Source organism: Quadrisphaera sp. INWT6, assembly GCF_015390235.1.
GTDB lineage: Bacteria > Actinomycetota > Actinomycetes > Actinomycetales > Quadrisphaeraceae > Quadrisphaera.
Window position 1 is genome coordinate 981,945 of record NZ_VUOH01000001.1, and the last position, 14,759, is coordinate 996,703.

The 14,759-nt window shown below is 76.9% G+C and carries 9 protein-coding genes and 4 pseudogenes; all 13 read left to right on the forward strand.

The genetic code is table 11. The features are described 5' to 3' along the window. Nucleotides 1–135: 135 nt before the first annotated feature. The 13 genes and pseudogenes from pheS to tyrS all read left to right on the forward strand — a co-directional run bounded on the left by pheS (nt 136) and on the right by tyrS (nt 14,726). Nucleotides 136–1,238, forward strand: a pseudogene (gene pheS / locus F1641_RS04430) (phenylalanine--tRNA ligase subunit alpha). Beyond that, a pseudogene (pheT, locus tag F1641_RS04435) lies at nt 1,238–3,849 on the forward strand (phenylalanine--tRNA ligase subunit beta). The pseudogenes pheS and pheT overlap by 1 nt, the downstream one beginning before the upstream one ends. Nucleotides 3,850–3,852: 3 nt before the next feature. Then, on the forward strand, nt 3,853–4,686 hold the full coding sequence (locus F1641_RS04440) for an SDR family oxidoreductase (protein ID WP_194903158.1): 834 nt from the start codon (nt 3,853–3,855) through the stop codon (nt 4,684–4,686). A gap of 59 nt (nt 4,687–4,745) precedes the next feature. Next, the gene (argC, locus tag F1641_RS04445; protein WP_309225383.1) at nt 4,746–5,819 is read left to right on the forward strand and encodes an N-acetyl-gamma-glutamyl-phosphate reductase; all 1,074 of its coding nucleotides are present in this window, start codon (nt 4,746–4,748) and stop codon (nt 5,817–5,819) included. Then, a complete protein-coding gene (locus F1641_RS22900; RefSeq protein ID WP_309225384.1) occupies nt 5,816–6,250 on the forward strand; it encodes an ACT domain-containing protein in 435 nt (144 codons plus the stop codon). Before argC ends, F1641_RS22900 begins: the two co-directional genes overlap by 4 nt. A gap of 49 nt (nt 6,251–6,299) precedes the next feature. Beyond that, nucleotides 6,300–7,463: pseudogene (gene argJ / locus F1641_RS04450) on the forward strand (bifunctional glutamate N-acetyltransferase/amino-acid acetyltransferase ArgJ); the annotation flags it as partial. After that, entirely contained in the window at nt 7,460–8,365 is a 906-nt protein-coding gene (argB, locus tag F1641_RS04455) for an acetylglutamate kinase (RefSeq protein WP_309225385.1), read from the forward strand. The pseudogene argJ and the gene argB, both read left to right, overlap by 4 nt. After that, complete coding sequence (locus tag F1641_RS04460; RefSeq protein WP_194903160.1) at nt 8,362–9,714, forward strand: acetylornithine transaminase; 1,353 nt, start codon at nt 8,362–8,364, stop codon at nt 9,712–9,714. Before argB ends, F1641_RS04460 begins: the two co-directional genes overlap by 4 nt. Next, nucleotides 9,711–10,688, forward strand: a complete 978-nt coding sequence (argF, locus tag F1641_RS04465) for an ornithine carbamoyltransferase (RefSeq protein WP_194903161.1) — start codon at nt 9,711–9,713, stop codon at nt 10,686–10,688. The genes F1641_RS04460 and argF overlap by 4 nt, the downstream gene beginning before the upstream one ends. Continuing rightward, nucleotides 10,685–11,266 carry an arginine repressor gene (locus F1641_RS04470; protein WP_194903162.1) on the forward strand — a complete coding sequence of 194 codons (582 nt, stop codon included), beginning with the start codon at nt 10,685–10,687 and terminating at the stop codon, nt 11,264–11,266. Before argF ends, F1641_RS04470 begins: the two co-directional genes overlap by 4 nt. A gap of 32 nt (nt 11,267–11,298) precedes the next feature. Next, complete coding sequence (gene argH / locus F1641_RS04475) at nt 11,299–12,696, forward strand: argininosuccinate lyase (RefSeq protein WP_194903397.1); 1,398 nt, start codon at nt 11,299–11,301, stop codon at nt 12,694–12,696. A gap of 46 nt (nt 12,697–12,742) precedes the next feature. Beyond that, nucleotides 12,743–13,443, forward strand: a pseudogene (locus F1641_RS20335) (DNA-3-methyladenine glycosylase). Continuing rightward, nucleotides 13,440–14,726, forward strand: coding sequence for a tyrosine--tRNA ligase (tyrS, locus tag F1641_RS04485; protein ID WP_194903163.1), 1,287 nt, complete (start codon nt 13,440–13,442; stop codon nt 14,724–14,726). Before F1641_RS20335 ends, tyrS begins: the two are co-directional and overlap by 4 nt. Nucleotides 14,727–14,759: the final 33 nt, after the last annotated feature.

Consider the following 14,759-nt stretch of genomic DNA (forward strand, 5'->3'; position numbering starts at 1 on the left):
CGCCGACGGCGCTGGTGGACCGCCGGCGGGGCGCGGACCGGCGGGCGACCAGCCGGGGCTGACCCGCTCCCCGCGGCTGGCCCGCCGGGGTGGTGGCCCGAGCGGGCGCCGACCGCGCTCTGGCAGGCTTGCCCGGTGCCCCAGCAGAACGACGAGCCCGCCGCTGCGCCCGCGGCCGCGCCGGAGCCCTCCGGCGGTCCCCTGAGCGAGGCCGCCGTCGAGGCCGGCGTCGCCGCCGCCCTGGAGGCCCTGGCGGCCGCGACCGACCTGGCGGAGCTGAAGGAGGTGCGGCTCGCCCACGCCGGTGACCGCAGCCCCCTGGCGCTCGCCAACCGCGCCATCGCCGAGGTCCCGCCCGCCGAGCGCGCCGCCGTCGGCAAGCTCGTGGGCCAGGCCCGCGGGCGCGTGCGCGCCGCCCTGGAGCGGCGCACGGCCGAGCTCGAGGCCGAGCGCGACGCGCGGGTGCTGGTCGAGGAGACCGTCGACGTCACGCTGCCCGCGCTGCGCGGCCCGGTCGGGGCCCGCCACCCGCTCTCCCTGGTCGCGGAGCGCCTCGAGGACGTCTTCACCGCCATGGGCTACGAGGTGGCCGAGGGCCCCGAGGTCGAGGCGGAGTGGTTCAACTTCGACGCCCTGAACTTCGGCGTCGACCACCCCGCCCGCCAGATGCAGGACACCTTCTTCGTCGACCCGCCGAGCGCCGGCCTGGTGATGCGCACGCACACCTCCCCGGTCCAGGCGCGGTCGCTGCTGGAGCGCGGTGCGCCGCTGTACGTGGTGTGCCCGGGCCGCACCTTCCGCACCGACGAGCTCGACGCCACGCACACGCCGGTCTTCAACCAGCTCGAGGCGATCGCCGTCGACGAGGGCCTGACGATGGCCCACCTGCGCGGCACGCTCGACCGGCTGGCGCAGGCGGTGCTGGGCCCAGCGCGCGCACGCGCCTGCGCCCCAGCTTCTTCCCCTTCACCGAGCCGTCGGCGGAGCTCGACGTCTGGTTCGAGCGGCCCGACGGGTCCGGGAGCGGCTGGCTCGAGCTGGGGGGCTGCGGCATGGTCAACCCGAACGTGCTGCGGGCCTGCGGCGTCGACCCCGACCGCTACACGGGGTTCGCCTTCGGGATGGGCATCGAGAGGATCCTGCAGATCCGCAACGGAGTGGGCGACATGCGCGACATGGTCGAGGGAGACGCCAGGTTCTCCCGGGCGTTCGGCACCGGACTCGGGACGGCCCTCTGATGCGCGCGCCGATGAGCTGGCTGCGCCAGTGGGCCGACGTCCCCGCCACCGCGACCGGCGAGGACGTCGCCGCCGCCCTCGTGCGCGTGGGCCTGGAGGAGGAGGGCCTGCACAGCGGGGGCACCACCGGCCCCGTGGTCGTGGGCCGCGTCCTCTCCGCCGACCCCGAGCCGCAGAAGAACGGCAAGACCATCAACTGGTGCTCGGTCGACACCGGTGAGCTGGCCCGCGGCGAGGAGCCCCGCGGCGTCGTCTGCGGCGCCAGCAACTTCACCGCCGGCGACCTGGTCGTCGTCGCCACCCCGGGGCGGTGCTGCCCGGCCCGTTCCCGATCGCGGCGCGCAAGACCTACGGCCACGTCTCCGACGGCATGATCTGCTCCGCCCGCGAGCTGGGCCTCGGCGAGGACCACGACGGCATCATCGTGCTGCAGCGCCTCCTGGGCGCCGGGGCCTCGGCCCTGGAGCCCGGCCAGGACGCGCTCGCGCTGCTCGGGCTCACCGAGGAGGTCGTGGAGGTCAACGTCACCCCCGACCGCGGCTACTGCTTCTCGGTGCGCGGCCTGGCCCGCGAGTACGTGCACGGCGCCGGGCTCGACGTGGCGACGGCCTTCCGCGACCCGGCCGACGTCGAGGTCCCCGCCCCCACCTCGGGGGGCCACCCCGTCGAGCTGCGCGACGAGGCCCCCGTGCACGGCGCCCCGGGATGCACGCGGTTCGTCACCCGCGTGGTGCGCGGCGTCGACGCGAGCGGTCCCTCGCCCTACTGGCTGCAGCGCCGCCTGCAGCAGGCGGGCATGCGGCCGATCTCCCTGGCGGTCGACGTCACCAACCACGTGATGCTCGAGCTGGGCCAGCCCCTCCACGCCTACGACCTCGCCACCCTCGACGGGCCCCTCGTGGTCCGCCGCGCCCGCGCGGGGGAGCGGATGGCCACCCTCGACGGCGTGGTCCGCACGCTCGACCCCGAGGACCTCCTCATCGCCGACGGCCCCGCCGGCGAGCGCGCCATCGGCATCGCCGGCGTGATGGGCGGCCGCGAGACCGAGGTCAGCGCCTCCACGCAGGACGTGCTGGTCGAGGCCGCCCGCTTCGACCCGGTGACGATCGCGAGGTCGGCCCGCCGCCACAAGCTGCCCAGCGAGGCGAGCAAGCGCTTCGAGCGCGGCGTCGACACGGCGCTGCAGGCCGCGGCCGCCGAGCTCGCGGTGCGCCTCCTGGTCGAGCACGGCGGGGGGACGGCGGACCCCGCCGCCACCGACGTGGTCGCCCCCGGGGCGGTGCTGGAGCCCGCGGCGGTCTCCCTGCCCGTCGGGCTGGCCGCGCGCCTGTCGGGGGTGCCGGCCGACCAGCTCGGCTCGCGGCGCGTGGTCGAGCTGCTGGAGCAGGTCGGCTGCCGCGTCGAGGAGGCCGGCGACGACCTCGCCGTCCACCCGCCGACGTGGCGCCCCGACCTGGTGCAGCCCGTCGACCTGGTCGAGGAGGTCGTGCGCCTGCACGGCTACGAGGCGATCCCGTCCGAGCTGCCGCCGGCGCCCCCCGGGCGCGGGCTCACGGCCGCCCAGCGGGCCCGCCGCCGCGTCAGCGACGCCCTCGCCGCCGCCGGGCTGGTCGAGGTGCGCTCGTACCCGTTCACCAGCGCCGGGCGCAGCGACCAGCTCGGCCTGCCCGCCGACGACCCCCGCCGGGTCGCCCTGCGCCTGGCCAACCCGCTCTCGGAGGAGCAGCCGCTGCTGCGCACCTCCGTCCTCGCGACCCTGCTCGACGTGCTGCGCCGCAACACCAGCCGCGGCGCCGCCGACGCGGCCCTGTTCGAGCTGGGCAGCGTGACGCTGCCCGACCCCGAGGTCGTCGCCGGGCAGCGCCCGGCGCCGCGCCCCGGGGTCGACCACCGCCCGTCCGCCGCCGAGCTCGAGGCGCTCCAGGCCGCCGTGCCGCACCAGCCCGTGCACCTGGCGGGCGTGCTGTCCGGGCGCGTGGAGCGCGAGGGCTGGTGGGGCCCGGGCCGCGCCGCCGACGTCCACGACGCCGTCGCGGCGGCCCAGGTGGTCGCCGGGGCGCTGCGCCTGGAGCTGGAGCTCAGCAACGACGCCGTCGCGCCGTGGCACCCGGGCCGCTGCGCGCGCCTGTCGCTGCCGACCGAGGACGGGACCCCGGTGACCGTCGGCCACGCCGGCGAGCTGCACCCCGCCGTCGTCACCGCGCTGGAGCTGCCTGCGCGCACCTGCGCGTTCGAGCTGGACCTCGACGCGCTCGTGGCGGCCGCGCCCGACCTGGTGCCCGCGCCCCGGCTGTCGGCGTTCCCGCCGTCCAAGGAGGACGTCGCGCTCGTGGTCGAGTCCTCCGTGCCGGCCGAGTCGGTGCGACAGGCGCTGCTGGCCGGCGCGGCCTCCGCGGAGGAGGGCGTCGGGGCCGGGTCCCTGGTCGAGGAGGTCCGCCTCTTCGACGTCTACACCGGCGCCCCGGTGCCCGAGGGCCACCGGTCGCTTGCGTTCTCGCTGCGCCTGCGCGCCCAGGGCCGCACCCTCACCGCCGCCGACGCCGCGGCCGTGCGCGAGGCGGCGGTGGCCGAGGCCGCCCGCCGCCACGGCGCCGTCCTGCGGGGGGCCTGAGCCGTGGGGGAGGGATGCGCCCCGGCGCCCAGCAGGGTCGCGCTGGTCACCGGCGCGACCAGCGGCATCGGCCGCGGCCTGGCCACCGCCCTCGGCCGGGCGGGCCTGGCCGTCGGGCTCCTGGGCCGCGACGGCGAGCGCCTGGCCGAGGCGCTGCAGGAGGTCCGGGCCACCGGCGCCCGGTGCGCCGCGGTGCCGGCCGACGTCGTCGACCTGCCCGGCCTCCAGCGGGCCGTGGACCACCTCGAGTCCCAGCTCGGCCCCGCCGACCTGCTGGTCTCGGCCGCGGGCGTCATCGAGGCGGTGGAGGTCCCCGTGTGGGAGGCCGACCCCGCCGAGTGGCGCCGCGTCGTCGACGTCGACCTGGTCGGCGCCTTCCACGCGGTCCGCGCCGTGGTGCCCGGCATGGTGGCCCGCGGCGGGGGCCGCGTGCTCCACCTCGACTCCGGCGCCGGCATCAAGGACAGCCCCGTGTACTCGGCGTACAACGCCGCCAAGGCCGGGCTCTTCCGGCTGGGCGGCAACCTCCACGTCGCCGGCGCCGCGCACGGCATCTCCGTCCTGGAGCTCGCGCCCGGGGTGGTGCGGACCCCGATGACGCTGGCGATGGCCGCCCACGAGCAGCGCCGCCAGCGCGACCAGTGGACCTCGCAGGAGGAGGTCGACGCGCTCGCGGTCGCCTTCGCCCGCGGCGAGCTCGACGCGTGGTCGGGCCGCATGGTCCGCGCCGGCGCCGACACCCCCGCCTCGCTCGCGGCGCGCGCGGCCGCGGGGCTGGACGACGACGACCGCACCCTGCGGCTGCGCCCCTGGGGCGAGGACGACCCGCTGCGCTGAGCGCGTCACCGACCCACCCGGCCTTTGCATGGTCATGCACGCCTCTGTATGATCTGCGGGTGATCAGGGTGGCTGTGGCGGGGGCGAGCGGGTACGCCGGGGGTGAGGCGCTGCGCCTCCTGCTCGGGCACCCCGAGGTCGAGGTCGGGGCGGTCACGGCCGCCTCCAGCGCCGGGGCGCGGCTCGGCACCGTGCACCAGCACCTGCTGCCGCTCGCCGACCGCGTGCTCGCCGAGACCACCCCCGAGCTCCTCGCCGAGCACGACGCCGTGGTCCTGGCCCTGCCGCACGGCGCCTCGGCCGCGCTCAGCCGTGAGCTCGAGCAGCTGGACCGCAGCCCTGTCGTGCTCGACTGCGGCGCCGACCACCGCCTGGCCGACCCGGTGGCCTGGAAGACCTTCTACGGCACCGACCACGCCGGCACCTGGCCGTACGGCATGCCCGAGCTGCCCACCCGGCCGACGGGTGGGGGTGCGGGAGCGCCGGCGAAGCAGCGCGACGCCCTCGTCGGCGCCCGCCGCGTCGCCGTCCCGGGCTGCTACCCCACGGGGATCTCCCTGGCGCTGGCACCGGGCTTCGCCGCCGGCCTGCTGGAGCCGGCCGACGTCGTCGTCGTCGCCGCCTCGGGCACCTCCGGCGCGGGCAAGGGCCTCAAGGCGAACCTGCTGGGCAGCGAGGTCATGGGCTCGATGAGCCCCTACGGCGTGGGCGGCGTCCACCGCCACACCCCCGAGGTCGAGCAGAACCTGTCGGGTGCCGCGGGCGAGCCCGTCAGCGTCAGCTTCACCCCGACGCTCGCGCCGATGCCGCGCGGCATCCTCGCCACCTGCACCGCCCGGGTGCGCTCCGGGGTGACCGCCGCCCAGCTGCGCTCCGCGTGGGAGGCGGCCTACGACGACGAGCCGTTCGTCACCGTGCTGCCCGAGGGCTCCTGGCCGCGCACCGCCGACGTGCTCGGCTCGAACGCCGTCTCGATGGGCCTGGTCCTGGACGAGCGCGTGGGCCGCGTCGTCGTCGTCGCCGCCGAGGACAACCTCGTCAAGGGCACCGCGGGTGCCGCCGTGCAGTGCCTGAACCTCGCGTTCGGGTTCCCCGAGACCGCCGGGCTGACCGCGGTGGGGCTGGCCCCGTGAGCGCCCCCACCGGCTCGACCGAGGTGACGGGCGGGCGCGGCGTGGTGCTCCACGAGCACCGGGGCGCCGTCTCCGTGGTGCGCCTGCCCGCCGACGCCCCCGAGCCCAGCTGGGCCCGCGGCGGCCCCCTGGTCTCGGTGACCCGCAGCACCGAGGAGCTCAGCGTCGTCTGCCCCACCCTCGCGGTGCCCGAGCAGCTGCCCGGCCCCGTGCAGGGCCCCTACGCGGCCTACGAGGTCGCCGGTCCCACCGACTCCGCCCTGACCGGCGTGCTCGCCGGTCTGCTCCGCCCGCTCGCCGATGGAGGCATCAGCGTGTTCGCCGTCTCGACCTTCGCCACGGACTGGGTCCTGGTGCCCGCCAGCAGCACCGCGCCCGCGCGCGCCGCCTGGCGCGCCGCGGGCCACGAGGTGGAGGTGCTGGCCGCATGACCAGCTCGACCGACCGCGCGGACCGCGCCGTCCGCACGGGCGTCACCGCCCCGCCGGGTTCCGCGCCGCCGGCACCACCGCCGGTCTCAAGGCCAGCGGGAAGCCCGACCTCGCCCTCGTGGTCAACGACGGTCCCCGCCACGACGCCGCGGTGGTGCTCACCACCAACCGCGTGCAGGCGGCGCCCGTGAGGTGGACCCGCCAGGCGCTGTCCGACGGTCGCTGCGACGCCGTGGTGCTGAACTCCGGCGGGGCCAACGCCTGCACCGGCGCCCCGGGCTTCGTCGACACCCACGCGACGGCCGAGGCCGTGGCCACGGCCCTCGGGGTCGGCGCCGCGGACGTCGCCGTCTGCTCCACCGGGCTGATCGGCGAGCGCCTGCCGATGGAGAAGCTGCTCGCCGGCGTCACCGCGGCAGCGGCGGCGCTCGACGGCTCCGGCGCGCAGGGCGGCGCGGACGCGGCCACCGCGATCATGACCACCGACTCGGTCTCGAAGCAGGCCGTGGTGCACGTGGACGGCGCCGACGGCGCTCCCGCGTGGAGCGTCGGCGGGATGGCCAAGGGCGCGGGCATGCTCGCCCCCGGGCTGGCCACGATGCTCGTCGTCGTCACCACCGACGCCGTGGCCGAGCCCGCCGTGCTCGACGCGGTGCTCCGCGCGGCCACCCGGGTCACCTTCGACAGGGTCGACTCCGACGGCTGCATGAGCACCAACGACACCGTGCTCCTCCTGGCCTCCGGGGCGTCGGGCGCCGCGCCCACGGGGGAGGCGCTGCGCGAGGCCGTCACCGCGGTCTGCGCCGACCTCGCCCGCCAGCTCGTGGCCGACGCCGAGGGCGCCAGCCACGACGTCGCCGTCGAGGTGGTCGGCGCGGCCTCCGAGGCCGACGCCGTCGAGGTGGCCCGCGCGGTCACCCGCTCCAACCTCCTCAAGGCCGCGATCTTCGGCGGCGACCCGAACTGGGGCCGCGTGCTGGCGGCAGTGGGCACCACCGCCGCCGCCTTCGACGCGGACGCCCTCGACGTCTCCTTCAACGGCGTCCAGGTCTGCCGCGCCGGCGGGATCGGCGACGACCGCTCCGGGGTCGACCTGTCGGGCCGCGAGGTGCGCATCGTGGTCGACCTCCACGCGGGCGGGCAGTCCGCGGTGGTGTGGACCAACGACCTCACCCACGACTACGTCCACGAGAACAGCGCGTACTCGACGTGAGCGCCTCCACCGCCCCGTCCGCGGCGCTGCGCGCCCTCGGCGCCGGCGACAAGGCCGCCGTCCTGGTCGAGGCCCTGCCGTGGCTCGAGCAGTTCCACGGCGCCCTCGTCGTGGTCAAGTACGGCGGCAACGCCATGGTCGACGACGAGCTCACCCGCGCCTTCGCCGCCGACGTGAACTTCCTGCGGCTGGCGGGCCTGCGCCCCGTCGTCGTCCACGGCGGCGGACCGCAGATCTCCCGCATGCTCGGCCGCCTGGGCATCCCGAGCGAGTTCCGCGGCGGGCTGCGCGTCACCACCCCCGAGGTCATGGACGTCGTGCGGATGGTGCTCACCGGCTCCGTGGGCCGCGAGCTCGTGGGTCTGCTCAACGCCTCCGGCCCGCACGCCGTGGGCCTGAGCGGCGAGGACGCAGGCCTCTTCACCGCGCGCCGCCGCCACGCCGTGGTCGACGGCGAGCCCGTCGACGTCGGCCTGGTCGGCGACGTCGTCGCGGTCGACCCCCGCGCCGTCCTCGACCTGCTCGACGCCGGCCGCATCCCCGTCGTCGCCACCGTCGCCCCCGACGAGAGCGGCGACGGCGTGCTCAACGTCAACGCCGACACCGCCGCGGCCGCCCTCGCGGTGGCCCTCGGAGCGAGGAAGCTGATCGTGCTCACCGACGTCGAGGGCCTCTACAGCGACTGGCCCGACCGCACCTCGCTGGTCAGCCAGATCAGCGCCGCCGAGCTGGAGCAGGTGCTCCCGGGCCTGCAGTCGGGGATGGTCCCGAAGATGGAGGCGTGCCTGCGCGCGGTGCGCGGGGGCGTCGAGGCCGCGCACGTGGTCGACGGCCGCGTGCCCCACACCCTGCTGCTGGAGGTCTTCACCGACTCCGGCGTCGGCACGATGGTGCAGCCGTGACCGGCAGGCACCTCTCCGAGGCGGCGACCGGACCGGCCCCAGAGCTCCCCCCGGCGCTCGCGCACCCCGACGGCGGGAGCGCCGCCTGGCTGGAGCGCCACGGCCGGGCCGTCATGGGCACCTACGGCACCCCGCTGCGCACCCTGGTGCGCGGCGAGGGCGCCCAGGTCTGGGACGCCGACGGGCGCCGCTACGTCGACCTGCTCGCCGGCATCGCCACGTCGGTGCTCGGGCACGCGCACCCGCTGCTGACGGCCGCGGTGACCAGCCAGCTGGCCACCCTGGGGCACGTCTCCAACTTCTTCGCCACGCCCGCGCAGGTGGCCCTGGCCGAGCAGCTGCTCGCCATCACGCGCGCCGAGCCCGGCGGGCGCGTGTTCTTCACCAACTCCGGCGCCGAGGCGAACGAGGCCGCCTTCAAGATCGCGCGCCGCACCGGCCGCCCGCGGATCGTCGCGGCGCAGGGCGCCTTCCACGGCCGCACCATGGGCGCCCTCGCCATGACGTGGAACCCCAGCTACCGCGAGCCCTTCGCGCCGCTGCCGGGCGGTGTCGAGCACGTGCCCTACGGCGACGTCGACGCGCTCGCGGCCGCCCTGGCCGACCACACCGCCGGTGAGGTCGCCGCGGTGGTGCTCGAGCCGGTGCAGGGGGAGGGCGGCGTGCTGCCCGCCCCCGACGGCTACCTCGCCGCCGCGCGGCGCCTCACCTCCGAGGCCGGGGCGCTGCTCGTGCTCGACGAGGTCCAGACCGGCATCGCGCGCACCGGCGCGTGGTTCGCCCACCAGCTGCCCGGCCTGGGCCTGGACGCCGGCACGCTGCCCGACGTCGTCACCCTGGCCAAGGCCCTCGGCGGCGGGGTGCCCGTGGGCGCCGCCGTCGCCGTGACCGAGAGGGCCGCGGGGCTGCTCGGCGCCGGCCAGCACGGCACGACCTACGGCGGCAACCCGCTGGCCACCGCCGCGGGCCTCGCGGTGCTGCACGTGGTGGAGCGCGACGGCCTCGCCGAGCGCGCCACCCGGGTCGGCGAGCAGCTGCAGGCCGCCGTCGACGCCCTCGTCGCTGACGGAGCCCCCCTGCTGACCGGCCTGCGCGGCGTCGGGGCCCTCCAGGCCCTCGTCCTCGACGCCCCCGCGTCCAAGGACGTGGCCGCCGCGGCGCTGGAGGCCGGGTTCATCGTCAACGCCGTCGCGCCCGACGCCGTCCGCCTCGCCCCGCCGCTCGTCATCACCGACGCGCAGCTGGCCGAGCTCACCGACGCCCTCCCCGGCATCCTCGCCCGCGCCGCCGCCGCCCGTGCTGCGGCTGCGGCCCCCGCCCAGCCCGCCCCGACCGGGAGCCCAGAATGACCAGCCAGTTCCCGCAGCACTTCCTGCGCGACGACGACCTCACCCAGGCCCAGCAGGCCGACGTCCTGCGGCTGGCGGTCGAGCTCAAGGCCGAGCGCGCTGCTGGACGGCACCCGCGCCGGCCGCTGGAGGGCCCGAAGACGGCGGCGCTGCTCTTCGACAAGCCGTCGACGCGCACGCGCCTGTCCTTCTCCGTCGGCGTGGCCGAGCTGGGCGGGTTCCCGCTCGTCATCGACGCCTCCACCAGCCAGCTGGGTCGCGGGGAGCCGGTGGCCGACACCGCGCGCGTGCTGTCGCGGCAGGTGGCCGCCATCACCTGGCGGACCTTCGCCCAGGCCGACCTGGAGGCCATGGCCGCCGCGAGCAGCGTGCCGGTGGTCAACGCCCTCACCGACCTGCTGCACCCGTGCCAGGTCCTCGCCGACCTCCAGACGGTCGCCGAGCACAGGCCGGGCGGCGTCGACGGCCTGCCCGGCACGGTGTTCGCCTACGTCGGCGACGGCAACAACAACATGGCCAACTCCTACCTGCTGGGCGGGGCGGTGGCCGGCCTGCACGTGCGCGTCGGCACCCCCGGGACGCACCTGCCCGACGCCGGCGTCCTGGAGGACGCCCGTCGCGCCGCGGCGGCGACCGGGGGCTCGGTGACCGTCGTCCACGACGCCGCCGAGGCCGTGGAGGGCGCCGACGTGGTGGCCACCGACACGTGGGTGTCGATGGGCCAGGAGGCGGAGGCCGCTGACCGCGAGACCCCGTTCGTGCCGTTCGCCGTGACGCCGGAGCTCATGGCCGGCGCGGCGCCCGGCGCGGGCGTGCTGCACTGCCTGCCCGCCTACCGCGGCAAGGAGGTCGACGCCTCCTACCTCGACGGGCCCGGCTCGTGGGTGTGGGACGAGGCGGAGAACCGCCTCCACGCCCAGAAGGCCCTGCTCGTGGCGCTGCTCGAGGCCCGCGGAGACCAGCGGCGCTCATGACCGGCAGCTCCCCGTCGGCCGCGCCGACGACGCCGACGACGCCGACCGCCCGGCGGGCGCGCATCGCCGCGCTGATCGGCCAGCAGCCGGTGCGCTCCCAGACGGAGCTCGCCGAGCTGCTGGCGGCCAGCGGCGTCGTCGTCACCCAGGCCACGCTGTCGCGCGACCTGGTCGAGCTCGGCGCGGTCAAGGTGCGCTCGGCCAGCCTCGGGGGAGCCCTCGTCTACGGGGTCCCCGCCGAGGGGGGAGACCGCACCCCCCGTCCCGCCGTCCCCGAGGCCGGGCGCTCCGCCCGCCTGGCGCGGCTGTGCGAGGAGCTCCTCGTCACCGCCGAGGCCTCGGCCAACCTCGTCGTCGTCAGGACCCCTCCGGGCGCCGCGCAGTTCCTCGCGTCCGCCGTCGACCACGCCGCCCTGCCCGAGGTGATGGGCTGCATCGCCGGAGACGACACCGTGCTGCTCGTCGCCCGCGACCCCGCCGGCGGGCCCGCGCTCGCGGCGCGGATGATCGCCCTGGCCGACGGCCGCCAGGACCCCACCCCCAGCCCCGTGCAGAGCACCACCCAGGAGACCCCGTGAGCCAGACCACCCCCTCCTCCGCCGGGACGACCGTGCACGGCGCCCTGTGGGGCGGCCGGTTCGCCAGCGGTCCGTCCGCGGCGCTCGCGGCGCTGTCCAGGAGCACCCACTTCGACTGGCGCCTGGCCCCGCACGACGTCCGCGCCTCGATGGCCCACGCCCGGGTCCTCCACGGCGCCGGCCTGCTCGACGACGAGCAGCTGGGCCGGATGCTCGAGGTGCTCCAGGGCATCCACGACGACGTCGTCTCCGGCGCCCTCCGGCCCGCCGACGACGACGAGGACGTCCACGGCGCCCTGGAGCGCGTGCTCCTGGAGCGCGCCGGCGCCGACCTGGGCGGCCGGCTGCGCGCGGGCCGCTCCCGCAACGACCAGATCGCCACCCTGCTGCGGATGCACCTGCGCTCCGAGGCCGGGGCGGTCCGCGCCCACCTGCTGGAGCTCGTGGAGGTGCTGGCCGCCACCGCCGAGGCCCACCCCACCGCGGCGATGCCCGGCCGCACCCACCTCCAGCACGCCCAGCCCGTGCTGCTCGGCCACCACCTCCTCGCCCACGCCTGGGCGCTGCTGCGCGACGTCGAGCGGTTCCGCGACTGGGACGCCCGCGCGGCGTGGTCGCCCTACGGCTCCGGAGCGCTCGCGGGCTCGTCCCTCGGGCTCGACCCCGAGGCCGTGGCCGCCGAGCTGGGCTTCGCGGGGTCGGTGCCCAACAGCATCGACGGCACCGCCAGCCGCGACGTCGCAGCGGAGTTCGCCTTCGTGGCCGCGATGGTCGGCGTCGACCTCTCCCGCCTGGCGGAGGAGGTGGTGCTGTGGGCCACCAAGGAGTTCGGCTTCGTGGCGCTGGACGACGCCTTCTCGACGGGGTCGAGCATCATGCCCCAGAAGAAGAACCCCGACATCGCCGAGCTCGCCCGCGGCAAGGCGGGGCGCCTCATCGGCGACCTGACCGGCCTGCTGGCCACGCTCAAGGCCCTCCCGCTCGCGTACAACCGCGACCTCCAGGAGGACAAGGAGCCCGTCTTCGACGCCGCCGACACCCTCCTGGTCCTGCTGCCGGCCTTCACGGGCATGGTCGCGACGCTGCGCTTCGACACCGCCCGGCTCGCCGAGCTCGCCCCGCAGGGCTTCTCGCTGGCGACCGACGTCGCCGACCACCTCGTGCGCCTGGGGGTCCCGTTCCGCGACGCCCACGAGGCCGCCGGCGCCGCGGTGCGCCGCTGCGAGGAGCTGGGCTGCGAGCTCGACGAGCTGCCCGACGCCGACCTCGCCGCGATCCACCCGCGGCTGGGGGAGGACCCGGCCGGCGTCCGGGCGGTGCTGACGGTGGAGGGCTCCATCGCCTCCCGCGACGCCCGCGGGGGCACGGCGCCGGCACGCGTGGCCGAGCAGCTCGCCGAGCTCCGCGCCGCTGCCACCGCCCTCGCCTGACCCCCACCGTGATCATGGACTTCCCGCGCACCTCCCGGCCGTGATCATGGACTTCCCGAACACCGCCGCCGTGCCGCGCGCCTTCTTCGACAGGCCGGTGCTGGAGGTCGCCCGCGACCTCCTGGGCCGCGTCGTCGTCCACACCTCCGACGACGGCGACGTCGCGGTCCGCCTCACCGAGGTGGAGGCGTACGCGGGGCCGGGTGACCCGGGCTCCCACGCCGCGCGGGGCCGCACCCCGCGGACGGCGGTGATGTTCGGGCCGCCCGGCCACGCCTACGTCTACTTCAGCTACGGCATGCACTGGTGCGCGAACCTGGTGTGCGGCCCCGAGGGGACGGCGTCCGCCGTCCTCCTGCGCGGGGGAGAGGTCGTCGGCGGTCTGGACCTGGCCCGCTCGCGCCGGCCGGCTGCGCGCAGGGACGTCGACCTCGCCCGAGGCCCGGCGCGGCTCGCGGCGGCGCTGGGCCTCGACAGGGCGCAGGACGGTGCCGACCTGTGCGCCCCCACGTCAGCGCTGCGGGTGCTCGCTGGCGCGGCACCGCCCGTCCCGTCGTCCCCCCGCCCGGCCGCGGTGACCGGTCCCCGGGTCGGCGTCTCCGGCCCCGGGGGAGACGGGGAGCGGTACCCGTGGCGGTTCTGGCTGCCGGGGAGCCGACCGTCTCCGCTTACCGCGTGGCGGCGCCGCGGCGCCGTCGGGCAGGCTCTGGCGCGAGCACCACCACCGACGAGGAGAGCACGCAGTGACTGGGACCCCCGGATCCGGGATCATCGACGAGCTGCGCTGGCGCGGTGTGCTGGCGCAGAGCACCGACGAGGAGGCGCTGCGCGCCGCCCTCGACGCCGGCCCGGTCGTCTTCTACGTGGGGTTCGACCCGACGGCGCCCAGCCTGCACATGGGCAACCTGGTGCAGCTGGTGACGGCCAAGCGCCTGCAGGACGCCGGCCACACGCCGCTGGTCCTCGTCGGCGGGTCGACGGGCCTGGTGGGCGACCCGCGCATGAGCGGCGAGCGGGTGCTGAACGACCCGGAGGTCGTGGCGTCCTGGGTGGAGCGCATCGCGACGCAGGTGCGCCCGTTCGTCTCCTTCGAGGGCCCGAACGCCGCGCGCCTGGTGAACAACCTCGACTGGACGGCGCCGATGAGCGCCATCGAGTTCCTCCGCGACGTCGGCAAGCACTTCCGGGTGGGGCGGATGCTCGCCAAGGAGGCGGTGTCGGCGCGGATGGCCTCCGACGAGGGCATCAGCTTCACCGAGTTCAGCTACCAGATCCTCCAGGGGATGGACTACCTCGAGCTGCACCGCCGCTACGGCTGCGTGCTGCAGACGGGCGGGTCCGACCAGTGGGGCAACATCACCAGCGGCGTCGACCTGGTCCACCGCGTCGAGGGCACCTCCGTCCACGCCCTGTCCACGCAGCTCATCACCAAGCCCGACGGCACCAAGTTCGGCAAGACCGAGTCGGGCACGGTGTGGCTGAGCCCGGAGATGACCAGCCCCTACGCCTTCTACCAGTTCTGGCTGGCCGCGGAGGACGCCGCCGTCGACTGGTACCTGCGCGTCTTCACCCAGCGCACCCAGGAGGAGCTCGCCGCGCTCGCGGAGGAGACGGCGGCCCGCCCGCAGGCCCGCGCCGCCCAGCGGATGCTCGCCCGTGACGTGACCTCCCTGGTGCACGGAGCCGGCACCACGGCGCGCGTGGAGGCGGCCAGCGCCGCGCTGTTCGGCCAGGGGGACCTGGCGGACCTCGACGAGGCGACCCTCGGCTCGGCGCTCGCGGAGCTGCCCACCGCCCGGCCCGCGGCGGGGGAGCCCCTGTCGGTGCCGCGCCTGCTGGCGGAGGCCGGCGTCGTGGCCTCCGCCTCGGCGGGCCGGCGGGCCGTGGCCGAGGGCGGTGCCTACGTGAACAACCAGCGGTGGGACGACGCCGACGCGCCCGTCCCGGCGTCGGAGCTGCTCCACGGTCGCTGGCTGGTGCTCCGCCGCGGCAAGCGCACGCTGGCGGCCGTCGACGCGCGCCCCGTGTGACGCCCGTGTGTCCTCCCGGTGACGTGCGCGTCA